Raw genomic sequence first — 25363 nt, forward strand, 5'->3', positions numbered from 1 at the left:
TCGCGCGTGGGGGAGGGGCGCATTGTAGGTGGATGGGGGGCGCGGGGAATATCCGGGTGGTTCACGGCGTTGATGCGGCTTCCGCGGAGGAACCCTTCGACGTCGCTTCGCGGGGTGAACGGCTCCTTCCTGTACCGGTCGTGCCGGGAGCGGGCGCGCGGCCCCCAGGTGGCGCTCGCACAGGAGCGCTTCGACCTCGTTTCGCTACGTCAGGTGCGGATGGCTCCTTTCCGTACCGTTCGCGCCGGGCGTAGGCGCGCAGCGCCGAAGTCGAAGCGCCACTCTCAAACGACCCGACCGAATCTCTCCCCGATCGAGCAAGCCGACAGGCGGGTGAGGTTGGGCGGAGCGGGGTGCATGCGGCCTAGGGGCCCCTGTCCGGATTACTTCGCCTGGCGCGACGGGATACCGATGCTGCACAAATCGATCTTCCCGGCCGGCACGGTATAGAACGCATCGCGCCGGTTCCGCTTCGCTTCGACCAGTTTCGCGAACGTGGGGCTGTCCGTGCGCAGCACCTCGATCCTCGGCCGCTCCGCCTTGGGCATGTCGGCCGCCAGCCGCACCGACTCGATCGGCACCCGCATCGACTTGTCCGTGTAGAACCCCATCGGCGCCGGACCGCGGGGGAGTGCCGAGAGCAGTTCCATGCCATCAATCACGCGCCCTGCGACCGCAAGGTTGCGGTCCAGTCCGCGCGGGGCCTGGCCGATGATGGCGTAGAGCGCGCTGCCGTTGCCGGTCTCGGGACCCACGTCGCGCGCGACACCGACCGTGCCGTAGCAATGGGCGATCCACTCGCGGCCGGACGCCGGATCGCGCGCCACGGGAAAGCCTTCCGAGAACCCCACCTGGGGGGCATAGACGTCACCGTCGGGCAGCGGCGTCCACTCGAGCTTGGCATCGGTCGCGCGGGTGAATTCCGGCGGCAGGGTCTTCCTGGCGGTGCCCAGCGGCTTGATGTGTGCCTTGTCCTCGTCGTCCGCAGCCGGATCGTCCCATTGCGTGACGAAGTTGTCCTGCACGCGCACGATCGCCAGGCCGTCGAAATAGTGCTCTTGCACCAGCGTGCGGATGTTGGCCGCGTGCAGCGGGGTGAAGTCCGGCGCCAGCTCGATCAACACGTGGCCGGCGGGCAGCTTCATGTCGAGCAGGTTGGACGGGTCGGGTGTGCGCCATTCCTGCGGCTGCGATCGGGCCAGCAGTTCCTTCGCGGTCGGCGTGGGCCTGGCTTCGTCGGCCAGCGTGGGCAGGGCGAGGAGGCTGGCGAGCGTGAAGGCGATAAGCGTATGGCGCATGCTTGGGTTCCCCTGCAGGCGTGGGTGAGATCCGGAAGCTTATAGCGTTCCGGCCACGCATGCGGGTGCCGACTCTGAAGCGATCGGCCGGATCCAGCGGACAATGCACGCTTTGCCGCAGCGCGTTTTCGCTTTCTCGATCGCACGCATCACCGCGGGCGAACGCCGGGTGGATCGCGCGCTAACCCCCGACCTGTTATGCCTGCCTCCGGGGCAGGGCTTCTCCATCGATGGGAGCGATCATGCATCTACGTATCCTGGCCGCCGCCGTTCTGGCCTGCGGGCTGGTCCAACCGGCGCTCGCGGGCGATCCGGAGCCATGGCCCACCAGCGTGGAACTGGGCAACGGCGTCAATGCGGGCCTCAAGGGCCTGCTGCAATACGACCTCAACCGGTTCACTGGCGACCGCATGCCCGACGGCAGCGACCGGTTCGACGACGCGCATACCTGGCGACGGCAGGAGTTCAATCTCTACGTCGAGAAAAAGGGCGTCTTCACGATCAACGCCGGCTACGACTTCCAGGCCAACAGCTGGGTCGACAACTACATCGGCCTGGAAACCAGGGCGGGACGCTTCCGCCTTGGCCAGTTCAAGACGCCGGTCGGCTGGGAGGACGGCAACACCTCCACCAGCAGCGTGACCTTCATGGAGCGCAGCCTGCCCGAGCAGGCGGTACACGAAGGGCGTCGCGTCGGTATCGACTGGTTCTACCAGGGCATCCCGCGCTGGCTGCTGCAAGTGGGTTTCTTCACGCGCCACGACCTCAACGACGATGCGGCGGGCGAGACATTCGCCGGACGGGTGGTCTACAACCCGGTGCAGCAGCAGGGCGAGGTGGTGCATCTGGGCCTGACGGCCTCGCGCGAACTGCGCGACGACCGCACCGGCCGCATCCGCGCGCGCCCGGAGGTGAACCTGACGCCGGTACGCCTGGTCGACACCGGTACGCTCGGGGGCGTCGACCGGCTCGACCGCCAGGGCCTGGAAGCGGCCTGGATCCATGGCCCGATGCTGCTGCAGGGCGAGTACCTGGCGATGCAGGCGGTACGCCCCGGCCTGCGCGACTTCCACGCCCGCGGCTACTACGTGTTCGGCACCTGGGCGCTGACCGGCGAATCGCGCGGCTACAAGACCGGTTCGGTCGCCGGCCTCACCCCCCAACATCCCTGGGGCGCGCTGGAACTGGCGCTGCGCTACGCCACGCTCGACCTGGACGACGGCGCGGTGATGGGCGGACGCGAGCACGACTGGACGCTGGGCCTGAACTGGTACGTCAACGACCACTTCAAGCTGCAGGCCAACGTCATCCGCGCCTTCAGCGACCGCGGCAACCTACCGCTGGACCCCACCATCTACGCGATGCGTGCCCAGTTGAGTTTCTGAGCGCTTGAGCGGCACGCGGACCGGCGGACTCGCGACGCCGGTCCGCCACAGCCAGCGGTCTTCGGCGACCGGTTTGCCATCGCGGTCCAGCGGGAAGATCACCGCGCGGCTCGGCGAGACGTACAGCTCCATGCCGGCATGCAACCCCATCCTGGCCAGGTCTTCGCTGGCGATGTCGGCTTCCAGCGGAGGGTCCAGCGCCCCGACCTCCAGGTCCAGGTGTGCCACGCTGCCGGCGAGGTAGACGTGGCGCAGGTGCGCGCGCCAGGCGCCGGGCACCGGATTGGCCGAGAGGGTCAGGTGTTCCGGTCGCACGTAGGCGAGCGCCTGGGCGTGCTCGCCGGCCCACGGCTCGTCGGCGAAGATGCAGCCCCCGGCGAGGAAGTGCGCGCCCTGGCGGCGCAGGGTCAAGCGGTTCGCCTTGCCGATGAACTCGCACACGAACGGCGTGGCTGGTTGCTGGTAGATCTCCCGCGGCGTGCCCACCTGCTCGATGCGCCCGCGGTTCATCACCGCGATGCGGTCAGCCAGTTCCAGCGCCTCTTCCTGGTCGTGGGTGACGAACACGGTGGTGAGCCCCAGTTCCTCGTGCAGCCGGCGCAACCAGCGGCGCAGGGTCACCCGCACCAGGGCGTCGAGTGCGCCGAAGGGTTCGTCCAGCAGCAGCAGGTCCGGCTCGACGGCGAGCGCGCGGGCCAGCGCCACGCGCTGGCGCTGGCCGCCGGACAGTTGCGAGGGGAAGCGCTTGCCGAAGCCGTCCAGTTGCACGCGCTTGAGCAACTGCTCGACGCGCGCATCGATCTCGTGGCTTTTCGGGCGCGTGCGCCGCGGCCGCACGCGCAGGCCGAAGGCCACGTTCTCGGCCACGGTGAGGTGACGGAACAACGCGTAGTGCTGGAACACCAGCCCGACGTTGCGCTCGCGCGGCGCGGCGGCCAGGTAGTCCTTGCCGTTGAACATGACCTGGCCGCTTTCCGGGTAATCCAGCCCGGCGAGGATGCGCAGCAGGGTGGTCTTGCCCGAGCCGGAAGGCCCGAGCAGCGCCAGGAACTCGCCCGGGGCAATCGACAGGCTGACGTCGTTGAGCGCCGGGTAGTCGGAGAAGCGGCGGTTGAGGCCGATCAGTTCGAGGGTCATGCGTCGTCTCCGTGTTGCGGGCAGTCCATCCGGGAGAGTTGGGGTGTACAACGCGCGTCGCGACGCCGATGGCGAGCGTGCGGGCCGGGGTTGCGCACAGGTGCGCTCCTGCAGAGGTTGACGCCCGCGCATGCCCCTGTAGGAGCGCACCTGTGCGCGACCGCCATCTGCATTCTTGCGGAGGGTTTCGACATCACCGGCCACCCGGCGCGTGCGAGGCGATCTCGTCGCCATAGCGCCATTCGAGGACGGTCTTGACCGCCAGCGTCAGCAAGGCCAGCAGCGCCAGCAGCGAGGCCACGGCGAAGGCGCCGACGTAGTCGTACTCGTTGTAGCGCATCTCCACTTCGAGCGGGATCGTGGTGGTCAACCCGCGGATATGCCCGGACACTACCGACACCGCGCCGAACTCGCCCATCGCGCGCGCATTGCACAGCAGTACGCCATAGAGCAGCGCCCAGCGGATGTTCGGCAGCGTCACGCGGAAGAACATCTGCCAGCCGTTGGCGCCCAGTACGCGGGCCGCTTCCTCTTCCTCGTTGCCCTGCGCCTGCATCAGCGGGATCAGTTCGCGCGCCACGAAGGGCAGGGTGATGAACATCGTCGCCAGCACCAGGCCGGGCACCGCGAAGATGATGCTCACGCCATGCTCCTCCAGCCATGGGCCGAACCAGCCCTGCGCGCCGAACAGCAGCACGTAGACCAGGCCCGAGATCACCGGCGAGACCGAGAAAGGCAGGTCGATCAAGGCGCCGAGCAGCGCCTTGCCACGGAACTCGAAGCGCGCCATCACCCAGGCCGCGGCGATGCCGAACACCAGGTTCAGCGGTACCGCGATGGCGGCCACCAGCACGGTCAGCCGGATCGCCGCACGCGCCTCCTCCTGGCCGATCGCGTCGAGGAACGCGCCGGCGCCCTGGCGGAAGGCCTCGACGAACACCGCCGTCAACGGCAGCAGCAGGAACACGATCAGGAACGCCACTGCGGCGAGCGTGAGCAGGGTCCGCCCGAGCAGGCGCGGCCAGCCGGACGAACGCGAAGGCCGCCGGCTCATGGCGCAACGTCCGCCCAGCGATGGCTCCAGCGCTGCAGCAGCGTGATCGCCAGCAACAGCACGAAGGAGAACGCCAGCATGGCCACGCCGAGTGCCGCCGCGCCGGCGTAGTCGAACTGTTCGAGGCTCTGCACGATCAGCAGTGGCGCGATTTCCGACTTCATCGGGATGTTGCCGGCGATGAAGATCACCGAGCCGTACTCGCCCACCGCGCGCGCCAGCGCCAGCGCGAAGCCGGTCAGCAGCGTCGGCACCAGCATCGGCAGGATCACCTTGAGGAAGATCTGCCAGCGCCGCGCGCCCAGTGTCTCGGCCGCTTCCTCCACGTCGTGCTCGAGCGTCTCCAGCACCGGCTGCAGGGTGCGCACCACGAACGGGAAACCGACGAACACCATCGCCACCAGCACGCCCCATGGCGTATAGGCCACCTTGATGCCCAGCGCGGCCAGCCACTGGCCGATCCAGCCGTTGGGCGCGTACAGCGCGGTCAACGCGATGCCCGCCATCGCCGTGGGCAGGGCGAAGGGCAGGTCGACCACGGCGTCGAACAGGCGCCGCCCGGGAAAGCGGTAGCGCACCAGCACCCACGCCACCAGCAGCCCCACCACCACGTTGATCGCCGCCGCCAGCGTGGCGCCGCCGAAGCTGAGCTTGAGCGCCGCCAGCGTGCGCGGCACCCGCAGCAGCTCGATCAGGCCGCCGATGCCGAGTCCCGAGGCCTTCCAGGCCAGCGCCGCCAGCGGCAGCATCACGATCAGGCCGAGGTAGGTGAGCGAGTAGCCCAGGCTCAGGTTGAAGCCGGGAAGGATGCGCCGTCGCATGCTGGAGCCTCTTCGTGGTGTCCCCGCGCCGGATCTGTCTGCGGCCAGGCCAGGGAGGAGGGGAAGGAGTGGTTCGCGGGCCTGCACGCAGACAGCTTCGGCCCGGATGGGCGTCGTTCTCAGCTCCCCGGACCGATCTGGTCGAAGATCGCGCCGTCGGCGAAGAACTTCGTGGTTGCCTGGTTCCAGTTGCCGAACATGTCCTTGAGCGTGAACAGGTGGACCTCCGGGAACTGGCTGGCGTACCTGGCCATCACCTGGGACGAGCGCGGGCGATAGTGGTTCCTTGCCGCGATCTCCTGGCCCTGCGGCGAGTAGAGGAACTTCAGGTAAGCCTCGGCCACCGCGCGGGTGCCGTGCTTGTCCACGTTCCGGTCGACCAGCGCCACCGTGGGCTCGGCCAGGATGCTCATCGAGGGGACCACGATCTCCACGTCGGCGCCGCCGATCTCCTGCCTGGCCAGGATCGCCTCGTTCTCCCATGCCAGCAGCGCGTCGCCGATGCCGCGCTGGACGAAGGTGTTGGTGGCGCCGCGCGCACCGGTGTCCAGCACCGGCACGTGCCTGTACAGCTCGCGCACGAAGGCCCTGGCCCTGGCCTCATTGCCACCCGGCTGCTTGAGCGCATAGCCCCAGGCGGCCAGGAAGTTCCAGCGCGCCCCGCCGGAGGTCTTGGGGTTGGGCGTGATCACCTGCACCCCGGGGCGCACCAGGTCGGACCAGTCGCGGATCTTCTTCGGATTGCCCTTGCGCACCAGGAACACGATGGTCGAGGTGTAGGGCGCGCTGTTGTCGGGCAACCGTTGCTGCCAGTGGGCCGGCATCAGGCCGCGCCCGGCCAGTACGTCGATGTCGTGCGCCAGCGCCAGCGTCACCACGTCGGCCGGCAGTCCGTCGACCACCGCGCGAGCCTGCTTGCCCGAGCCGCCGTGGGACATGCGGATGGTGACGCGGTCGCCATGCTGGGCCTTCCACTGCGCAGCGAAGGCGGTGTTGACGTCGCGGTAGAGCTCGCGCGTGGGGTCATAGGACGCGTTGAGCAGGGTCACGTTCTTCGCCGTGGCGGTGCCCGCGGCCACTGCGCCGAGCACGGCGCAGATCGCAATCAGCTTCTTCATGGCAGTTCCCTGACGGACGGTACGGCGGGCGCGCGATGTCCTCGCGCGGGGCGCAGACACCCCCGCCTGCGGCAGGCGCAGGCGGGCGTGGTCGGTTGTGTTTCCCTTGGGGCGGGGTTACGCCGGATCAGGCCAGCGCGCGGTGGCGGGAGCTGTCCCAGTCATCGAACGCTTCCCGCGGGAAGCGCCGGCAAGCGCCTGGACGACGGGCCCGTGCAGCGGCGGGCGTGTCGGCACGGCGCCGGGGAGCGGTGCGGATGTCGAGTGCGTCGTGCATGGTTTCCACCTCGGGGATCGGCGTACTCGAGGCGAACTGCAACACAGCTCCCGTTAAGCATCCGCTAGGCGTTCGTCGTGTTTCGGGAAGACATTTCCCTCTACCTTTCAATAACAAACCGGCGTTTTTTGCCCGCGCGCGTGCGAACCGGAAACCCGGGAATCATTTCAGCGGGAAGTCCGATCGCGCGTGCGGTCATCCAGCTTCGCCGCCACGACCACGGCAACGAGCGCGCCGGCCACCTGGGCCAGCACGAACCCGGAGACATCCGCGGGGCGGATGCCCGCGAAGGTGCGGGTCAGGGCGCGCGCCAGGGTGACTGCCGGGTTGGCGAAGGAAGTGCTCGCGGTAAACCAGTACGCGGCGAAGATGTAGCTGGCCACCAGCGCCGGCACGGCGGCCGGCCGATGCCGCATTCCGAGCAGGATGGTCAGCAGCAGGCCGAAGGCGGCCACGCCCTCGCTCAACCATTGCGCCGCGCCGCTGCGCACCCGCGTGCCCGGCTGCAGCAGCGGCAGCTCGAACATGGCGTGCGCGAGCAGCACGCCGACGATCGCCGCCGCCAGCTGCACCAGCACGTAGGCCAGGGCTTCGCGGGCGCGCAGTTCACCGCGCAGCCACAGGGCAAGGGTCACCACCGGATTGAAGTGCGCGCCGGAAATTGGCCCGAACAGGACGATCAGTACATAGAGCGCACCGGCCGTTGCCGCCGCGTTGGCGAGCAGGGCCACGCCGGTGTTTCCCGGGGAGAGCGTCACGCCCATGATTCCCGAGCCCACCACGGCGGCGAGCAGCAGGGCCGTGCCGATGAACTCGGCCAGGAGCTTGCGTGACAGCATGGTCAGAGCGAGGCCAGCAGCGCTTGCACGCGGGTGGAAATCTCGTCGCGCACCGCGCGATAGCCCGCGTCGTCGAGATCCTTCGGGTCGGGCAGGCTCCAGTCCTCGCGACGGCGGGCCGGCACCCACGGGCAGCGGTCGCCGCAGCCCATGGTCACCACCGCATCGAAGTCGCCTTCGATCGTCTCGAGCGACTTGGAGGCGTGGCTGGCGAGGTCATACCCGAGTTCGGCCATGAACTGCACGGCGCGCGGGTTGATGCGCCCGGACGGGGCGGACCCGGCACTGCAGGCTTCCACGGCGTCGCCGCCGTGGAGTCGCGCGAAGGCCTCGGCCATCTGGCTGCGGTTGGCGTTCTCGATGCAGACGAACAGGATGCGCTTTTTCATGGGTACCGATTCGCTCAGCAGCAGCCGGAGCCCGGGGCGCAGCAGGATGCCCCCTTGGCGACCCTGGGCTTCGCCGCGCGCAGGTCCGGGCTGCAACTGGTGCCGTCGGTCGCGCAGGGCGCCTCGCCCGCGTGGTAGGTGGTCGCCTCACCCAGCGTGTGGAAGGTTTCCCAGCGCGTACCCTGCGGATCTTCGGTCCACAGCTTGTCCGAGCGCGCGTAGCAGCAGACGGTCGCCTGCTCCGGCACGAGGGCGCCGCCGGCCGCATCCAGCCGGTGGCCGAGCGCGGCCAGCGCTTCGCCGCTGTCGGCCTGGATGCCCAGGTGGTCGATACCGGGTTGGCGGCCCGTGCTCGAGATGGCGAAGTTGACCTGCGGGTCCTCCACCATCCACTTGGCGTAGTCGTCCTTGCGCACGGTCGGCTCGGCGCCGAACAGCGCGGTGTAGAAGCGGATGCTGGTCGCCAGGTCGGCGACGTTGAGATGTACGTGGAAGCGGTTCATGGCGTCAGGTCCTCTTGCGGCGTGGCTTGCAGGACGACGTCGGGCCACAGGAGGTGGTCCCGGCGCAGCAGTTCTCGGTGAGGTAGGCCAGCAGTGCGTCCATCCGGGTGTAGTCGGCACGCACGCGGATGACCCGGCCTTCGCGCTGGTCGCTCACCAGCCCGGCCGCGCGCAGCACGTTGAGGTGTGCGGTAAGGGTGGCCGGCGGCAGGTCCAGGTGCTCGCGCAGTTCACCCACGGACAGGCCCTCGGGTCCGGCTTGCACGAGCCCGCGAAAGGCGGCCAGGCGCGATTCGTGGCCGAGCGCGCTCAGCGCGGCGAGGGCGGCTTTGATTTCCATGCTTCCAAAAATATGGAAATATTGTTCCGTCGTCAAGCGAACCCGGAACAGGCATCTCGCGTGACAACGAAGTGGGTGAGCCGACGCATGGTCGAGGTTGCGCTCACGCGCCAGCCATGCGAAGGCGAGTAGTTTGGTACGGTTCGCGCGCCGGCGACCGGCCTTTCCCGGGTCAGGGGTGCGGGGGCATGCACGTGCCGACCCGCATGCGTGCCCTGTGTCCGCACGCCGCGGCGCCGTAACCATCGACCCCCGATCGGCGAATGATACACCGGTCGTGCATGGCGCCACTTCGACGAGCCGGAGCGCGGGCGCTCGACGGCGAGGCCGCCGGTTCCCCGCGTTGGCAAGCGCAGAGGGCGCTTTGTTACCGTGCCCCGGTTGCCATACCTTCCCACCCCACAGGAATCCATCATGAAGACCAAGGCCTACGGCGCCCACGCCAGCGACAAGCCGCTCGAAGCGCTCGACATCGAGCGTCGCCAGCCCGGCCCGCGCGACGTGCAGATCGACATCGCCTACTGCGGCGTCTGCCATTCGGACCTGCACACGGTCCGCTCCGAGTGGGCCGGCACCCTTTATCCTTGCGTGCCCGGCCACGAGATCGTCGGACACGTCAGCGCGGTCGGCAGCGAGGTCACCGGCTTCAAGGTCGGCGACACCGTCGGCGTCGGCTGCATGGTCGACAGCTGCCAGCACTGCGCCTCGTGCGGGGAAGGACTGGAGCAGTTCTGCGAGAGCGGCTTCACCGGCACCTACAACGGCAAGACGCCGGACGCACCCGGCCACACGCTGGGCGGTTACGCGCAGCAGATCGTGGTCAGCGACCGCTTCGTGCTGAAGATCCGCCACCCCGAGGACCAGCTCGCCGCCGTGGCTCCCCTGCTGTGCGCGGGCATCACCACCTACTCGCCGCTGCGCCACTGGGGCGCGGGCCCCGGCAAGAAGGTCGGCATCGTCGGCATCGGCGGACTGGGCCACATGGGCATCAAGCTGGCCCACGCGATGGGTGCGCACACGGTCGCCTTCACCACCTCCGAATCCAAGCGTCAGGATGCGCACGATCTGGGCGCGGACGAGGTGGTAATTTCAAAGAACCCCGACGACATGGCCAGGCACGCGGGCAGCTTCGACTTCATCCTCAACACGGTGGCCGCCAGCCACGACCTCGATGCCTACACCCGCCTGCTCAAGCGTGACGGCACGCTGTGCCTGGTCGGCGTGCCGGAGCATGCGCATCCCAGCCCCAGCGTCGGGACACTGATCTTCGGACGCCGCTCGATCGCCGGCTCGCTGATCGGCGGCATCGCCGAGACGCAGGAGATGCTCGATTTCTGCGCCGAGCACGGCATCGTCGCGGACATCGAGATGATTCCCGCGCAAAAGATCAACGAGGCCTACGACCGCATGCAGCGCAGCGACGTGAAGTATCGCTTCGTGATCGACAACGCCTCGCTGGCCGCCTGAAGCGGTTGCAGGGTCCTGCGCACGAACCGTGCGCGGGACCTGCCGCAACGATGACGCTCGCGATCGTCGAAGGCGGAACCCGCTGGCCGGTGAGCCGGCCAGGAGCGACGACCAAGTCTTCGAGCTGCTCGCCGCCGCGGTGTTTTCCAGGCCCGTTTCCGGCCCGCGGTGGTGCGCGCGCGCTGGCCTGCCATCCGCCGCGCCTTCGCCGGCTTCGCGCTGGCGACGGTCGCCGCCTGGCCGGATGGCTGCCTGGACGACCTGCTGGCAGCCGGGGGCATGATCCGCCATCCGAAGAAGATCCGCGCGACGCTTCGCAACGCGCGATCTCATGGTGTGCAGCCGGCAGTTCGGCAGCGCGCAGGCCCATCCGCGGTCCTTCGGCGGTGATGCGGAGGCGGTGGTCCGCGACATCGATACCTGGGCGCACTACATCGGCGCGCCCTCCGCTGGTTCGTGCGGACGCTTGCCGAAGGGGCGGCGCGTGAGGGGTCGTGGCTCGCATTCTTGCGCGCCGACACGGTGTGTCCGGACCATTGCCGCTACACTGTCCGCGTGCCAAACCGAGTTCGACGCAAGCCGGGCGGCTGCCGGATGCCGTCGCGGCCCGATCGGCTCTTCAGAACGCGATGCCGTTGGACAACTGCTCTTTATGGATGGCCTGATGCGCTGCTGGATTGACCTCCGCCGGGAGGCGGGCACGTGAGCCCGGGACAACGCGCGCTCACGCGGAGCGCCATCGCGACGGGCCTGCTGATGCTGTCGATGCGTGCGCCGTGCGCCGCCCTTGCGCTGCCGACCGACCTGGGCAGCCTCACACTCGAGGACCTGGGCAAGGTCGTGGTCTCCTCGGTGACCAAGAATCCCGAGCCGCTGGCCAAGGCGCCCGCGGCGGTCTACGTGATCAGCCACGACGACATCATGCGTTCGGGCGCCCGAAGCCTGCCCGACATCCTGCGGCTGGCGCCCAACCTGGAGGTGTTCCAGACCAGCCCGGGCAACTACGTGATCACGGCGCGTGGCTTCAACGGCAACAACATCGCGCAGAGTTTCCCGAACAAGCTGCTGGTGCTGATCGACGGCCGCAGCGTGTACTCGCCGATCTTCTCGGGCATGTACTGGGACGACCAGTTCGTGCTGCCGGAAGACATCGAGCGCATCGAGGTGATCAGCGGTCCCGGCGGCGCGCTGTGGGGCGCCAACGCGGTCAACGGCGTGATCAATGTCATCACCCGCAGTGCGGCCGATACCCGCGGTGGCCTGCTGGCGGTTCGCGTGGGCAACCTGGAGAGCAGTGCCGCCGTCCAGTACGGCGGTGCGCTGGGCCGGGATGCGCACTATCGCGTCTATGCGCGCAACATCCGCCGGCACGAACTGGACGACGCCGCGGGCCAGCCCGCGCGCAACGGCTGGAACAGCCCCCAGGTCGGGTTCCGGATCGACTGGGACCATGGCCCCGCCGATTCGATCATGCTGCAGGGCGACCTGCACGATGGCCGCACCGACCAGCCCGGCGCCGACGACGCGCGCAGCACCGGCGCGGACGTGCTGGCGCGTTGGCGGCACACCATCAGCGACACCTCGAACGTGCAGTTCCAGGCGTACTACGACCACGTGCATCGGCGCGGCAGCAACGACGGCGGCAGCGGTTTCACGCTGGACACGCTGGACGTGGAGATGCAGCACGGCCTTGCCGTGGGCAAGCGCCAGCAGCTCCTGTGGGGCCTGGGCGACCGCATTTACCGCTACGACATCAAGCCGCGCATCGCCACGGCCAGTTCGCTGCTGTGGGACCCGCCGCGCAACACGCAGAGCCTGGTCAACGCCTTCGTGCAGGACCAGGTGGCGCTTACGCCCGGCACCACGTTGACGCTGGGCCTGAAGGCCGAGGACGACCCGTATTCGGGCCTGTCGCTGATGCCCCGCCTGCGGCTGTCCTGGCAACCGGGCCGGAGCAGCCTGCTGTGGGCCGCCGCCTCGCGCGCGGTGCGCACGCCGACGCCCTTCGACGAGGACGTCATCGAGAAGCTCGGCCCGACCGTCTTCCTGACCGGCAATCCGGCGTTCAAACGCGAGAAGCTCACCGCCTACGAGGCAGGCTGGCGCGGGCAGGTCGCCACCCGTGCGACCGTGTCGGTGTCGCTGTACTACAACGTCTACGACGATCTCAGGACGGTCGAGCTCTCGCCCACGGGGCTCCCGCTGACCTGGGGCAACGGCATGGAGGGGCACACCTGCGGCGTGGAGGTCTGGGGCAGCTACGCAGTCAGCGACTGGTGGCAACTGGGCGCCGGCATCGATGCGCAGCGTCAGCGCCTGCGCTTCAAGCCGGAGGCCAGCGGCCTGCTCGGCGTGTCGCAGGCCGGCGACGATCCCGAATACCAGGGCTTCGTGCGATCCATGATGAATCTTTCCGACCACTGGACGCTGTATGCGGACGTGCGCGGGGTGGATGCCCTGCCCGATCCGAAGGTGCCCGGTTACGTCGAGCTCGACCTGCGCCTGGGCTGGCTCGTGGACGACAAGCTTGAGCTGTCGCTGGCCGGCTCGAACCTGTTGCACGCGTGGCATCAGGAATATCCCTTTGGCAATCGCATCGGGCGCGGCGTGTCGCTCGATGCCCGCCTGAACTTCTGACGCGCAGCCGGGCCGAGGAGATACCCATCCGCACCAGCCGTACCCGATTCGGCATCATGCCCCGCAAGGCGCGGCTGCTCGCCTGGCTTGGCGGCGCCCGTCCGCGCGTGCTGCTCGTGCTGTTGCTGGCCTGCGCCAGCTGGGAGGCGTCGCCACAGCCTGCGCGGCCGGGTGTCTCGCTCGAGTACGCGGTCAAGGCAACCTACCTCTACAAGCTGGCGCCATTCGTCAACTGGCCGCCCACGACGTTCGACTCGCCCGACCAGCCTTTCCGCATCTGCGTCGCCGGCGAGGATCCGTTTGACAACTACCTCCAGCGCGCGGTGGCCGGGCGCAGCCTGGGTACGCATCCGTTCGAGGTCCTGCGGCTCGAAACGCTCACCCCCGAAGCCCGGTGCCAGATCCTGTTCATCAGCCGCCTGTCGTCGCAGGACGTCCAGCAGGCGCTGGCGACAGTCAGCGGCAAGCCCGTGCTCACCGTGGTCGATTCGGTCCAGCCTCGTGCGGGGGGCGGCATCATCCAGTTCGTGATCGACCGCGGCCGCGTGCGTTTCGTGATCGATACCGGCGCCGCCGCGCGCAACCACATCAGCATCAGCTCCAAGCTGCTCAATCTCGCAGTGGCGGTGAGGGAACCCTCGTGAGGCGCCGGGCCATCGGTCGACCCTTCGCGTTCAGGCCGGTGATGTCGCTGGTCGCCGCGGGCCTGCTGCTGCTGGCTGGCGCGCTCGCGGCGGGTTACCAGTACCACTCCGCCGCCGCCGAACACCGTCGCCAGCTCACCGTGCAGGCCAAGATCCTGGCCGCCAGCGTCACCGCGGCGATCTCGTTCAACGACCGCGTCGCCGCGCAGGAGTACGTCAACGCGCTGATGCTTGATCCGCGCCTGGATGCGGCGGCGGTCTACAACGAGGCGCATCGTCTGGTGGCGGGCTTCCAGCGGCCCGGCAGCGAGCCCATCGTCGACAGCCTGGCCAACGGCGGGCGGCTGCCGCGGGACCGGATGGTGGTTGCCGTGCCAGCGCAACAGGGCAGCACGACCGTGGGCAGCGTCTACCTGCGCGCAGCACCGACGCCGCTGATCATGCAACTGGCCCGTTACAGCGGCGTGACCTTGCTGACCCTGATGGCGGTGTTGATGCTGTCCGCGCTGGCGGTCGCCCACAGGCTGCTGATGCGCGCCAATGCCGCGCTGGAACGGCGGGCGCGCGAGCTGGCCAGCGCCAACGAGCGGCTCAACTCCGAAATGGAGCAGCGCGCGCGCACCGAGGAAGCCCTGCGCCAGAGCCAGAAGATGGAGGCGATCGGCCAGCTGTCCGGCGGCATCGCCCACGACTTCAACAACCTGCTGATGATCATTCGCGCCAGCCTGGCGCGATTGAGCAGGCACGTGCAGCAGAGCGACCCGGCCACCGAGCGCGAGCTGCAGCTGGAGCGGGAGGGCGTTGCCACTGGCCAGGACGCGCCGGCCATGCCGGCGGACGACCTTGCGATGTTCGAGCAGCGCCAGGACCGCCATCGCCAGATCCAGCGTTACCTGGACATGGCCCGGGACGGCATCGACCGCGCCGCCAGCCTCACCCAGCGCCTGCTCACGTTCGCGCGACGCCAGCCGTTGTCGCCGCGGTCGGTGCGGCTGGACGTGCTGATCCAGGGCATGCAGCCGTTGCTCGACCACTCGGTCGGCTCGAGCTGGAAAATCGACTACCGGCTCGATTCGCAGTGGCCGGTGCTGTGCGATTCCAACCAGATGGAGAACGCTATCCTCAACCTGGTGATCAATGCCCGCGACGCCATGCCCGAGGGCGGAACGATCCGGGTCTGCACCGACGACCTGCAGGTGGCGGCCAGCCATCCGGTCGGCGAGCTCGCCGCGGGCGACTATGTGCGCCTGCGCGTGGTCGACACCGGCGTGGGCATGAGCGAGGAGGTGCGCAGCAAGGCCTTCGATCCGTTCTTCACCACCAAACCGGTGGGCAAGGGCACCGGTCTGGGGCTGAGCACCATCCTGGGCTATGTCGAGCAATCCCGCGGCGTGGCCAGCATCGAGAGCCGTCCCGGCCACGGCACCACCATCCACATCATCCTTCCCCGCGCCCCCCGCGAAACCATCCCCGAGGTTGCGTAATGCCTTCTTCCGACACATCCCCCCACATCCTGCTGGTCGAAGACGAAGCGTTCCTGCGCGAACTGGTCATGGAAGGCCTGCAGGACGCCGGCTTCAGCGTGCTCGAAGCCAGCGACGGCACTTCCGGCGTGCAGGCACTCGAATCGGACCAGCGCATCGACATGCTGCTGAGCGACATCAAGCTGCCCGATATCGACGGCTACCAGGTGGCCGAAGCTGCCCGCACCCTGCGTCCCGGTTTGAAGATCATCCTGATGACCGGCTACGCCCCCTCGCCGCTGCCGCCCACGCTGGAATCGGTGGTCCACCGCGTGCTGCAGAAGCCGTTCTCGCTGGAAACCCTGCCGGCAGTGGTGAACGCCGCGCTGGAATCCTAGTCCCCGCGGAATCGTTCCTCCGGCGGCCAGCGTGATGCGCATGGGCGCGCGCCGTCCACGGCGTGCCGAACGAGGCATCTACCCGGCAGCCCAGGCACCCCGCCGGGCTCGTGCCCGGCCGGCGCGCCAGCCAGGTCATTCCCGGCTTTCCGGACAGCGTGGTGCAGCGCCACGGCTGGTGGTCGACCGCGGCCAGTCGTCCTCGTTCGAAGTCCAGGTGCCTGCGCTGGAGGGTCGCGTGTACGAGGCGCGCGCCCGCCCCCCTGGGCGGCGACCGGTTCGTGATGCTGTTCCTGGACATCACCGGGCGCAAGCGTGTCGAGCATGACTTCAGGCCCATGAACTAGTGCGAACTTCACACTAACCTTCACAGCAACCCAGGTGGCAGTGCAGGCGAGCGTGTGGACGAACGGGTCAGCCAACTGAAGAAGTTCCAGAAGGAGCTCTCCGCCGGCACCGTTTCGCTGGTGCTGCTGGCGGTGCTGGGGCAGTCGCGGCAGCCGCTCTACGGCTACCAGATCGCCAAGCGGCTGGAGGAGCTGGGCGAGGGCGTACTGGCCGGCAAGCAGAGCGCGCTCTATCCGGTACTGCGCAACCTGGAGGCGGCCGGGCTGCTGGCCAGCGAGGTCGAGCCTTCGGTGAGCGGGCCGCCGCGCCGCTATTACCGCATTACCCCACCGGGGCGGGAGGTGCTGCGCGAATGGGTCGCGGCCTGGAACGCCACGCGTGAGTCCGTCGACAAAGTCCTTCAAGGAGAGGTGTGATGAACGCACCGCGCACGATCAACGAATACCTCGACCAGCTGCGCGCCGCGCTGCGCGGCGCCGATCCGGCGCTGGTGCAGGACGCGCTGTACGACGCGGAGGAGCACCTGCGTGCCGAACTCGCCGAACAGCCTTCGCGCGGCGAGGCGGACATGCTGGCCCACGTCGTCGGGAGCTACGGTGCACCCGACGAAGTGGCCGAGCTCTACCGCGACCAGGAGATCAGGATCCAGCGCGCGCTGCGTCCGCCGTCGCCGCCGAAGCGCCGCTCGCTGGCCGGCCGCTTCTTCGGCGTGGCGGCCGACCCGCGCACCTACGGCGCGCTGTTCTACATGGTGCTGGCGCTGGCCACGGGCATCTTCTACTTCACCTGGGCGGTCACCGGCGTGTCGCTGTCGGCGGGCCTGTCGATACTGATCGTCGGCCTGCCGTTCATCGTGCTGTTCTTCGGTTCCGTGCGCGTGCTTTCGCTGGTCGAGGGGCGCATTGTGGAGGCCATGCTGGGCGCCCGCATGCCGCGGCGCCCGCCCTACCCGACGCGCGACCTGACCCTGATGAAGCGCATCGGCTCCATGTTCACCGACGCGCGTACCTGGACCACGCTGCTTTACATGTTGCTGATGCTCCCGCTCGGCATCGTCTATTTCACGATCGCGGTGACGCTGGTGTCGGTGTCGGTTGCCTTCATCGGTGCGCCGGTGGCGTGGATGGTGAACGGGGGCGACCTGTCGCGACTGTTCGTCGATCACCGGGTGATCGTGCATTGGGGCTTCGGCGAACACGTGCCGGGCTGGGGCGAGGTGATCGGCCTGTGCGTACTGGGGGTGCTGCTGCTGTTCGCCACGCTGCACCTTGCGCGCGGCCTGGGTCGCATGCACGGGCAGGTCGCGCGGCATCTGCTGGTACGCGGCTGAGCGGCGGGGCGGTTGCAAGGGCATCGCCCACCCGGTGGTCTCCTGCAGCAGACGGCCCGTGGCAGGAGCTCGCCTGCGGGCGACGCCCCGGTGCTGGCCACCGCGCCTAGAAATCCTCGCCGTCGACGATCTCCAGGCCCGCGTCCAGCCGTCGCGCCTCGGCCTCGGCGACCGCACGCACCGCATCGGCGCGCATGTCGTCGGGGGCATCGACCTCGACCATGAACACCCGGCCTTCGCTGTCGTCGACCAGGTTGGCCGAACTGGAATCGTCGCGCACGCCCAGCATGAAATCCTCGATCTCCTCGACGTGCTCGATGCCGTCGATACCGTGCAGCACGGTGATGATCGAATCGGCGGCGTCGCGGTTGCCGATGAGGCGCATGCGGATCATGGACATGAACGGGCTCCAGGCGGGCTGTTGCAAAAATGCTGGAGCGCCGCATGTATGCGTCGGGTGATTGCCAGGCCGTACCATGGGTCTTTCGCTCTGCGCCCCCCGCCCATGGCCAAGACCTACGATCGCACCTATTTCGACAAGTGGTACCGTGACCCGCGCCACGCGGTCGCCTCGGCTGCCGAGCTCAGGCGCAAGGTGGCGCTGGCGGTTGCGCAGGCCGAGTACTACCTGGGCCGGCCGCTGCGCAACGTGCTCGATGTGGGCTGCGGCGAGGCACCCTGGCGTTCGCCGCTGCGCGCCCTGCGGCCCGGCGTGGCCTACCGCGGACTGGACGCGAGCCCCTACGTGGTGGAGCGCTACGGGCGCAGCCGCAACATCGGGCTGGCACGCTTCGGCCAGCTCGAGCACCTGCGTTTCGACAGCCGCTTCGACCTCATCGTTTGCACCGACGTGCTGCACTACCTCCGCCCGGCAGAAATCCGCGCGGGCCTGGCGGGCATTGGCGAGATGCTCGAAGGCGTGGCATTCCTGGAGGTCTTCACCAGCCGCGACGACGTGGTCGGCGACCGCGAGGGATTTTTCTCGCGGCCGCCGGCTTGGTACCTTCGCGAGTTCGCCCGGACCGGCTTGTTGCCATGCGGCTCCCATTGCTATCTGGGACCGCGGCTGGAGCGGCACGTGGCAGCGCTGGAGCGTGCCCAGGCAGCGGTTTAGGCGTTCACGACGCAGATGGAGACAGGCCGCATAATCGTCCCGCAGAACAACGCGGATCGTTCGTTCGAGAGGTACGCCATGTCCATCGGTGGGGACAACTACGCCCGCATGGTGCAGTCGCTGGACGCGCTCGCCATGATTTTCCTCGATACCCAGGGGCGCATAGCCACCTGGAACGCCGGTGCCGAGCGCATTTTCGGTTACGCCGCCGGGGAGATCGTCGGCCAGCCGTTCCAGGCACTCCACACGCCGGAGGGTCGAGCCGCCGGCCTGCCGGAGCAGGCGCTGCGGGCGGCCAGCAAGGAGGGGCGCGACGAGGAAACCGGTTGGCGCCTGGGCAAGGATGAACAACGGGTGTGGGCGCGCACCATCATCGAAGCCGTGCGCGGCGAGTCCGGCGAACTGACCGGTTATGTCTACCTGGTGCGCGACATCCCCTGGCCGCACCACTCCGACGACATGCTCGGCAGCAACGAGCAGCAGTTCAGTCTGCTGGTGCAGGGCGTGCGCGACTACGCCATCTACCTGCTCGACGCCGACGGCCGCGTCGCCAGCTGGAACGCCGGCGCGCAGCGCATCAAGGGCTACCGCGTGGACGAGGTGCTGGGCAAGCACTTCAGCCATTTCTACGCGGACGAGGACGTCAGCACCGGTCGGCCGGCGCGCAACCTGGCGGTCGCTCGCACGCAGGGCGTGTACGAGGGCGAGGGCTGGCGCAAGCGCAAGGACGGCAGCCTGTTCTGGGCGCACGTGGTGATCGATCGCCTCACCGACGCGGAAGGCCGCGTCGTGGGTTTCGCCAAGATCACCCGCGACGTGACCGAGAAAAAGCGTGCCGAGGAAGAACTGGCGGTGGCCCGCGAGGCCCTGTTCCAGTCGCAGAAATCCGAATCCATCGGGCACCTCACCGGCGGCGTGGCGCACGACTTCAACAATCTGCTGATGGCCGTGATGGGCAACCTGGAACTGCTGCGCAAATGGTTGCCGCCGGAGGCGCGCCCCCAGTTGCTGCTGGACAACGCGATGGCCGGTGCGCAGCGCGGCGCGGCGCTGACCCAGCGCATGCTCGCCTTCGCGCGGCGGCAGGAACTGCACCCGCGCCCGGTCGACGTGCCGCTGCTGGTGCATGGCATGGCCGAACTGATCCGTCGCTCGCTGGGTCCGGAGATCCGCATCGGTACCAGTTTCCCGTTGCATCTGCCGCGGGTGCTGATCGACCCCAACCAGTTGGAGCTGGCGTTGCTCAACCTGGCCGTCAACGGGCGCGATGCGATGCCGCATGGCGGCCGGCTTGAGATCGGCGCGCGCAACGAGCACGTGGGCGAGGGGCATTCGACGGCGCTGCCGCCAGGGGAATACGTGTGCCTTTGGGTCGCCGACGAAGGGCACGGCATGGACGCGGACACCCTCAAGCGCGCGACCGAGCCGTTCTTCACCACCAAGGGCGTGGGCAAGGGCACCGGCCTGGGCCTGTCGATGGCCTATGGCCTGGCCGAGCAGTCGGGCGGGCGCCTGCTGCTGCAGAGCCAGCCGGGCAGGGGCACCACGGTGGAGGTCTGGTTGCCGATCGCCGCGGACATGGCCGAGCCGGCGGCGCCGGCAGCGGTCGAAGGCGTCGACAGGGATGCCCCCGTTCACACCGGCGAGCCGCTGGCGCTGCTGATGGTGGACGACGATGAGCTCGTCCTGTTGAGCACCATGGCGATGGCCGAGGACCTCGGCCACGTCGTCCACGCGGTGCGCTCGGCCGAGGAGGCGCTGGCCTACGTCGACGCAGGCGGCGAGGTGGACGTGGTCATCACCGACCAGGCGATGCCCGGCATGACCGGCACCCGGCTGGCCAAACTCCTGCGCGAGCGCAAACCCGATCTGCCGATCGTGCTCGCCTCCGGCTATGCGGAGCTTCCCGGCACGCCGATCAAGGATCTGGTGCGCCTGGGCAAGCCTTTCACGCGGCTCGAGCTGCACCGCGCCATCGGCGATGCCGCCGGCCAGCTCGGCGTAACCGAACAGGCGGGTTGAGCCTCGCGCGTCCGGGCACTCCGCGACCGCGCGGCAATCTCACGTTTCCCGTGCCCGGCCTGCGCTAGAGTGCCATGGCTGACGCAGGTACGAGGTGGTTTGTCATGCAGCACCGCGCGGGTTCGTCATCCTCGCAGGCCCGCACCGGGATGCCCTTGGGCAGCGAGGTACGCCTGGAACTGGCGACGCGCGCGGCCGGGCTGGGCATCTGGGACTGGAACGTACTCGACGGCACCTTCGACTATTCCCCCCGCGCCCGCGAGATCTGCGGGCTGCCGCCAGGCGACGAGCCGTTGCGGCTCGAACAGGTCCAGGCCCGCACCCATCCGCACGATCTGCCACGCACGCACGGATTGTTGCTGCGCGCGCTTGATCCGCAGATCCGCGAGAGCGCGTCCTACGAGTACCGCGTGGTGCACCCGGATGGCCAGGTGCGCTGGGTGGTCGCGTATGGCCAGGCCTTGTTTGCGCCGGTCGATGGCGAGGTGCGGGCGGTGCGCTACATCGGCACGCTGCAGGACGTCAGCCAGTGGCGGCAGTTGCGCGAGGCGCTGGAGACCAGCCAGGCGCGGCTGCAGCTGGCGATCGAGGCCGGGCGCATGGCGGTGTGGGAGGTGGACCTGCGCACCGAGACGATGGTCGGCTCGCCCGAACTCAATCGCCTGCTCGGCTTTCCCGAGGACGCCACGCCGACGATGGAGCAGATGCGTGCCGGTTATCCGGTCGGCGAGCGGGAGCGGCTGCATGCCCGCATGGTCGAGGCGCTCGCGCGGGGCGAGCGGTTCGTCGAGTGCGAGCTCCGCTACGTCTGGCCCGGCGGCGAACAGCGTTGGTTGCTGCTGCGCGCGGACATTCGCGTGGAGGATGGCCAGCCGGCGCGGATGATGGGCGTGCTGATGGACATCACTGACCGCCGTCGCGCCGAGGACGCCCTGCGCGCCAGCGAAGCGCGACTGAAGCTGGCGCAGCGGGTCGGCCGCATCGGCGTCTGGGAGTGGGAGCTCCCGTCTGGCGACGCCCGCTGGTCGCGGGAAATGTACCTGCTGTTCGGGCTCGACCCGGACGCGGGCATCACGCCCGACGAGGCCTGGCGCGCCGGGGTATATCCGGAGGACCGCGTCGGCGTCGACAAGGCGGTCCGCCAGAGCACCGAAAGCGGCCAGCCGGTGGACATCGAGTTCCGCATCCGCGCAAACGGCGAAACCCGCTGGATCCTCTCCAAGGGAACGCCCGTCACCGACTCCGATGGCCGGCGCCGGATGATCGGCGTCAACCAGGACGTGACCGGCGCACACCGCGAACGTATCGCGCTGGAAGATCGCAATCGCGCGCTGCAGGAAGCGGCGCTGCAGATCGGCCGCGAGCGCGAGCGGGTGTTCGAACTCAGTCGGGACCTGTTCGCGGTGGCCGGGTTCGACGGCTACTTCAAGGTCGTCAACCCGTCCTGGACGCGCATCCTCGGCTACGAGCCCGACGCGCTGCTCGCGCGGCCGTTCCTGGATTTCATCCATCCGCAGGACCGGGGTTCGGCCGACGCCGTGCTGGCCTGCCTGCGCCGTGGCCACGTGGCCCCGCCGTTCGAGAACCGCATGCAGTGCGAACATGGCGGCTGGCGCTGGATCGCCTGGACGGCGGTGGCCGAGCACGACCGCATCTACGCCGTCGGTCGCGACGTGACCCAGGAAAAGCTTGCCGCGCAAGAACTGGAGGCGGCCAACCGGCAGCTGCGTGACCAGATCGAAAGTCGCGAGCGGGTCGAGGCCACGCTGCGCCAGATGCAGCGACTGGAGGCGGTCGGCCAGCTCACCTCCGGCGTGGCGCACGACTTCAACAACCTGCTCACCATCGTGCTGGGCAACCTCGACCTGATCGAGATGTCGGTGGAGGAGCCGCGGGTCCGCCGCCGGCTGGAACTGATGCGCCAGGCGGCCCTCCGCGGCGCCACGCTGACCTCGCAGCTGCTGGCCTTCTCCCGCCGGCAGCGGCTGGAGCCGAAGGCGATCGACCTCAACGGCACCGTGCATGGCATGGGCGAGTTGCTCAGGAGCACCATGGGCGGCAGCGTCGCCGTGGCCACGCGACTGCAGCAGGCGTTGTGGAGCGCGCTGGTCGACCCCACGCAGATCGAGCTGGTGATTCTGAACCTTGCGATCAACGCGCGCGATGCCATGCCGGTCGGTGGCAGCCTCACCATCGAGACGGCCAACGTCACGCTCGAGGCCGAGCCGCGGCAACCGGGCGAGCCGGCACCGGGCGACTACGTGGCCATCTCGGTGATCGACAGCGGCACCGGCATGGACGAGGACGTGCGCGCGCGCGCATTCGAGCCGTTCTTCACCACCAAGGGCGTGGGCAAGGGTTCCGGGCTGGGCCTGGCGCAGGTGCTCGGCTTCGCGCAGCAGTCCGGGGGCGGCGTACGCATCGAGAGCCGGCCCGGCGCCGGCACCACCGTGCGGGTCTACCTGCCATGCGCGCAGGCAGGCGCGGCCGTGAAAGAGGAGGCCCCCGACGACCACGCCCATGCCGAGCCGCTGGCGCAGCGCCGCTTCGCGCTGCTGGTGGACGACGACAGCGCAGTCCGCGACGTCACCGCCATGCGGCTGCGCCGACTTGGCTTCGAAGTGCTGGAGGCCGGCTCCGGTGGCGCGGCGCTGGACCTGCTCGACCGCATGGAGCAGGTGGACCTGCTGATCGCGGACTTCGCCATGCCCGGCATGAACGGCGTGGAGGTCGCGCAGCAGGCCCGCGCGCGCCGGCCCGAACTGCCCGTGCTGTTCGTCACCGGCTATGCGGACCAGACCGCGCTGGCCGGCGTGGGCGAGGAGCGCGTGGTGCAGAAGCCGTTCCGGGACGACGAACTGGAGCGCAAGGTGCGCGCGGTCATCGGCGGCTAGCAGCGCACTTCGCCGCGTCGATCAAAAGCCCGCCTCGCCTTCGCGGGAACCCGCTTGCGGGCGATGCGCTTGCCAGGTCGCGCCGTGAAGAGCATCGCTTACAGGCGGACTGCTGCCGGAGCAAGGCGGGCCGGGTAGGAATCCGCCGCCCGCATGCCTACCATGCAAGGGGTGTCCCCTCGCATAGGTGCTCGCCTTGAACCGATCGCTCGCTTACGCCATTGCCGCGGCCCTGCTCGTGCCCGCGCTCGCCAGCCCCGCGCGGGCCACCGACCTGCCCACCTTCGACCCGCACCGCCTCTCCCGCGAAGTCCGGACGCTGTCCTCCGATGCCTTCGAGGGACGCGGCCCGGCCACGCCCGGCGAGGCCAGGACGGTCGACTACCTGGTCGGCCAGTTCAAGGCGGCGGGCCTTGCGCCCGGCGGCGCGATCGTCGACGGCAAGCGCACCTGGACGCAGCCGGTGCCGCTGGGCCGCTTCGAGATCGTCGGCACGCCCGCGTTCTCGCTGACCGAGGACGGCAAGAACGTCCCGCTGAGCCAGGGCGAGCAGATCGCCGTGCGCGCGGCGATGGACGGCAGCCGCAAGGTCGACATCAATAACGCGCCGCTGGTGTTCGTCGGCTACGGCGTGGACGCGCCGGAACGCCACTGGGACGATTTCAAGGGCGTCGACCTCAAGGGCAAGATCGGCGTGGTGCTGGTCAACGATCCCGACTTCGAAAGCGGCAAGGGCGACTTCGGCGGCAAGGCGATGACCTACTACGGCCGCTGGACCTACAAGTACGAGGAAGCCGCGCGCCAGGGGGCCCTGGGCATGCTGGTGGTCCACGAGACCGCGCCGGCCTCCTACGGCTGGGCGACGGTGAAGAACTCCAACACCAACGTGCAGTTCGACATCGTGCGCGACAAGCCGGCGGCCGAACACCCGACCCTGGAAGGCTGGATCCAGCACGACCTGGCGGTGCGGATGTTCCAGGCCGCGGGGCTGGACTTCGCCGCGCTGAAGAAGCAGGCGCAGACGCGCGAGTTCAGGCCGGTGACGCTCGATGGCGTGACATTTTCGGCGCACTACGACGTCGATGCCAGCGTGATCACTTCGCAGAATGTCGTGGGTCGTGTCGAAGGCACCCGTCGTCCCGGCGAAACGGTCATCTACAGTGCGCACTGGGATCACCTTGGCGTGGGCGCGCCCGATGGGAAGGGCGACCGCATCTACAACGGCGCGGTCGACAACGCCACGGGCACCGCAGGGCTGATCGAGCTGGGTCGTGCCTTCGCGCACGCGCCCAGGCCGCAGCGTTCGGTGGTTTTCCTGGCCGTCACCGCCGAGGAAAAAGGCCTGCTCGGGTCCGAGTACTACGCCACCCACCCGCTGTACCCGGTGGGCAAGACCGTGGCCAACATCAACATCGATGCGCTCGATCCGCACGGCCCCGCGCGCAACTTCTCCATCTCCGGCAATGCGAAGCTCGGCCTGCTCGATCGGCTGGTGGCGCTGGCCGGAACCTACGACATGAGTTACGCGTCCGACCCGCATCCGGAAGCGGGCAGCTTCTTCCGCTCCGACCACTTCTCCTTCGCCAAGCAGGGCGTGCCGGCGATCTCGTACGAGTCGGGGAACGACCTGGTCGATGGCGGCAAGGCGGCGGGCGAGGCTGCGGGCAAGCTCTACAACCGCGAGCACTACCACCAGCCCTCGGACGAATGGCAGGCCGGCTGGAGTTTCACCGGCATGGCGCACGACCTGCGACTGCTCTACCAGCTCGGCTACCAGCTCGCCGATTCCGACGTGTGGCCGGAATGGTCGAAGGACTCCGAGTTCCGCGCGGTACGCGAGAAGACGGCGGAACTGCGCAGGTAGGACCGGATCAGGGGCGACTCC

Annotated in this window: 21 protein-coding genes and 2 pseudogenes; 13 read left to right on the forward strand and 10 right to left on the reverse strand. The window is 69.0% G+C overall.

Translation table 11 applies throughout. The features are described 5' to 3' along the window. Window positions 1-383: 383 nt before the first annotated feature. Window positions 384-1298: a peptidylprolyl isomerase gene (locus LQ771_RS04900; protein WP_231351251.1), complete on the reverse strand. Its 915-nt coding sequence runs from the start codon at window positions 1296-1298 to the stop codon at window positions 384-386. Window positions 1299-1540: 242 nt separating this feature from the next. Between LQ771_RS04900 and LQ771_RS04905 the strand changes: the two genes are divergently transcribed. Further along, window positions 1541-2683 (forward strand): OprO/OprP family phosphate-selective porin, encoded by a 1143-nt coding sequence (locus tag LQ771_RS04905; protein ID WP_231351252.1) that lies wholly within the window; start codon window positions 1541-1543, stop codon window positions 2681-2683. An 87-nt stretch (window positions 2684-2770) separates the two neighbouring features. On the opposite strand, the pseudogene LQ771_RS04910 reads toward LQ771_RS04905, so the two are convergent. The 8 genes and pseudogenes from LQ771_RS04910 to LQ771_RS04945 form a co-directional block, all read right to left on the reverse strand. Then, window positions 2771-3820 (reverse strand): annotated as a pseudogene (locus LQ771_RS04910) (sulfate/molybdate ABC transporter ATP-binding protein); the annotation flags it as partial. 193 nt (window positions 3821-4013) lie between these two features. Then, window positions 4014-4874 (reverse strand): sulfate ABC transporter permease subunit CysW, encoded by an 861-nt coding sequence (gene cysW / locus LQ771_RS04915; RefSeq protein ID WP_231351253.1) that lies wholly within the window; start codon window positions 4872-4874, stop codon window positions 4014-4016. After that, window positions 4871-5695: a sulfate ABC transporter permease subunit CysT gene (cysT, locus tag LQ771_RS04920; RefSeq protein ID WP_231351254.1), complete on the reverse strand. Its 825-nt coding sequence runs from the start codon at window positions 5693-5695 to the stop codon at window positions 4871-4873. The genes cysW and cysT overlap by 4 nt, the downstream gene beginning before the upstream one ends. A 119-nt stretch (window positions 5696-5814) precedes the next feature. Further along, window positions 5815-6813, reverse strand: coding sequence for a sulfate ABC transporter substrate-binding protein (locus LQ771_RS04925; RefSeq protein WP_231351255.1), 999 nt, complete (start codon window positions 6811-6813; stop codon window positions 5815-5817). Between the two features lie 444 nt (window positions 6814-7257). Continuing rightward, window positions 7258-7929: an aquaporin gene (locus LQ771_RS04930; RefSeq protein WP_231351256.1), complete on the reverse strand. Its 672-nt coding sequence runs from the start codon at window positions 7927-7929 to the stop codon at window positions 7258-7260. Window positions 7930-7931: 2 nt separating this feature from the next. Beyond that, complete coding sequence (locus LQ771_RS04935) at window positions 7932-8318, reverse strand: arsenate reductase ArsC (protein WP_231351257.1); 387 nt, start codon at window positions 8316-8318, stop codon at window positions 7932-7934. Window positions 8319-8332: 14 nt separating this feature from the next. Next, a complete protein-coding gene (locus LQ771_RS04940) occupies window positions 8333-8821 on the reverse strand; it encodes an ArsI/CadI family heavy metal resistance metalloenzyme (protein ID WP_231351258.1) in 489 nt (162 codons plus the stop codon). Between the two features lie 4 nt (window positions 8822-8825). Then, on the reverse strand, window positions 8826-9161 hold the full coding sequence (locus LQ771_RS04945) for an ArsR/SmtB family transcription factor (protein ID WP_231351259.1): 336 nt from the start codon (window positions 9159-9161) through the stop codon (window positions 8826-8828). A 414-nt stretch (window positions 9162-9575) separates the two neighbouring features. Here LQ771_RS04945 and LQ771_RS04950 point away from each other — a divergent pair, with 414 nt between their 5' ends. The 8 genes and pseudogenes from LQ771_RS04950 (at window position 9576) to LQ771_RS04980 (ending at window position 17448) form a co-directional block, all read left to right on the forward strand. Then, entirely contained in the window at window positions 9576-10628 is a 1053-nt protein-coding gene (locus tag LQ771_RS04950; protein WP_231351260.1) for an NAD(P)-dependent alcohol dehydrogenase, read from the forward strand. A gap of 159 nt (window positions 10629-10787) precedes the next feature. Beyond that, window positions 10788-11018 (forward strand): annotated as a pseudogene (locus tag LQ771_RS16055) (DNA-3-methyladenine glycosylase I); the annotation flags it as partial. 312 nt (window positions 11019-11330) lie between these two features. Then, the gene (locus tag LQ771_RS04955; RefSeq protein ID WP_231351261.1) at window positions 11331-13265 is read left to right on the forward strand and encodes a TOL_0244 family TonB-dependent receptor; all 1935 of its coding nucleotides are present in this window, start codon (window positions 11331-11333) and stop codon (window positions 13263-13265) included. Window positions 13266-13321: 56 nt separating this feature from the next. Beyond that, window positions 13322-13909 carry a TOL_0243 family YfiR-like periplasmic protein gene (locus LQ771_RS04960; RefSeq protein ID WP_231351262.1) on the forward strand — a complete coding sequence of 196 codons (588 nt, stop codon included), beginning with the start codon at window positions 13322-13324 and terminating at the stop codon, window positions 13907-13909. Further along, on the forward strand, window positions 13906-15393 hold the full coding sequence (locus LQ771_RS04965) for a sensor histidine kinase (protein WP_231351263.1): 1488 nt from the start codon (window positions 13906-13908) through the stop codon (window positions 15391-15393). The genes LQ771_RS04960 and LQ771_RS04965 overlap by 4 nt, the downstream gene beginning before the upstream one ends. Then, window positions 15393-15770, forward strand: a complete 378-nt coding sequence (locus LQ771_RS04970) for a response regulator (protein WP_231351264.1) — start codon at window positions 15393-15395, stop codon at window positions 15768-15770. The genes LQ771_RS04965 and LQ771_RS04970 overlap by 1 nt, the downstream gene beginning before the upstream one ends. Window positions 15771-16171: 401 nt before the next feature. Beyond that, window positions 16172-16534, forward strand: coding sequence for a PadR family transcriptional regulator (locus LQ771_RS04975; RefSeq protein WP_231351265.1), 363 nt, complete (start codon window positions 16172-16174; stop codon window positions 16532-16534). Continuing rightward, entirely contained in the window at window positions 16534-17448 is a 915-nt protein-coding gene (locus LQ771_RS04980) for a sensor domain-containing protein (RefSeq protein WP_231351266.1), read from the forward strand. Before LQ771_RS04975 ends, LQ771_RS04980 begins: the two co-directional genes overlap by 1 nt. Window positions 17449-17554: 106 nt before the next feature. On the opposite strand, the gene LQ771_RS04985 is transcribed toward LQ771_RS04980, so the two are convergent. After that, the gene (locus LQ771_RS04985; RefSeq protein ID WP_231351267.1) at window positions 17555-17848 is read right to left on the reverse strand and encodes a hypothetical protein; all 294 of its coding nucleotides are present in this window, start codon (window positions 17846-17848) and stop codon (window positions 17555-17557) included. Between the two features lie 105 nt (window positions 17849-17953). Between LQ771_RS04985 and LQ771_RS04990 the strand changes: the two genes are divergently transcribed. The 4 genes from LQ771_RS04990 to LQ771_RS05005 all read left to right on the forward strand — a co-directional run bounded on the left by LQ771_RS04990 (window position 17954) and on the right by LQ771_RS05005 (window position 25342). Then, window positions 17954-18562: a class I SAM-dependent DNA methyltransferase gene (locus LQ771_RS04990; protein ID WP_231351268.1), complete on the forward strand. Its 609-nt coding sequence runs from the start codon at window positions 17954-17956 to the stop codon at window positions 18560-18562. Window positions 18563-18640: 78 nt separating this feature from the next. Further along, window positions 18641-20584 carry a hybrid sensor histidine kinase/response regulator gene (locus LQ771_RS04995; RefSeq protein ID WP_231351269.1) on the forward strand — a complete coding sequence of 648 codons (1944 nt, stop codon included), beginning with the start codon at window positions 18641-18643 and terminating at the stop codon, window positions 20582-20584. A gap of 104 nt (window positions 20585-20688) precedes the next feature. After that, on the forward strand, window positions 20689-23478 hold the full coding sequence (locus LQ771_RS05000; protein WP_231351270.1) for a PAS domain-containing protein: 2790 nt from the start codon (window positions 20689-20691) through the stop codon (window positions 23476-23478). A 196-nt stretch (window positions 23479-23674) separates the two neighbouring features. Continuing rightward, window positions 23675-25342, forward strand: a complete 1668-nt coding sequence (locus tag LQ771_RS05005) for a M28 family metallopeptidase (protein ID WP_425491313.1) — start codon at window positions 23675-23677, stop codon at window positions 25340-25342. Window positions 25343-25363 lie beyond the last annotated feature (21 nt).

The sequence above is a fragment of the Frateuria soli genome (assembly GCF_021117385.1).
Taxonomy (GTDB): Bacteria; Pseudomonadota; Gammaproteobacteria; order Xanthomonadales; family Rhodanobacteraceae; genus Frateuria_A; species Frateuria_A soli.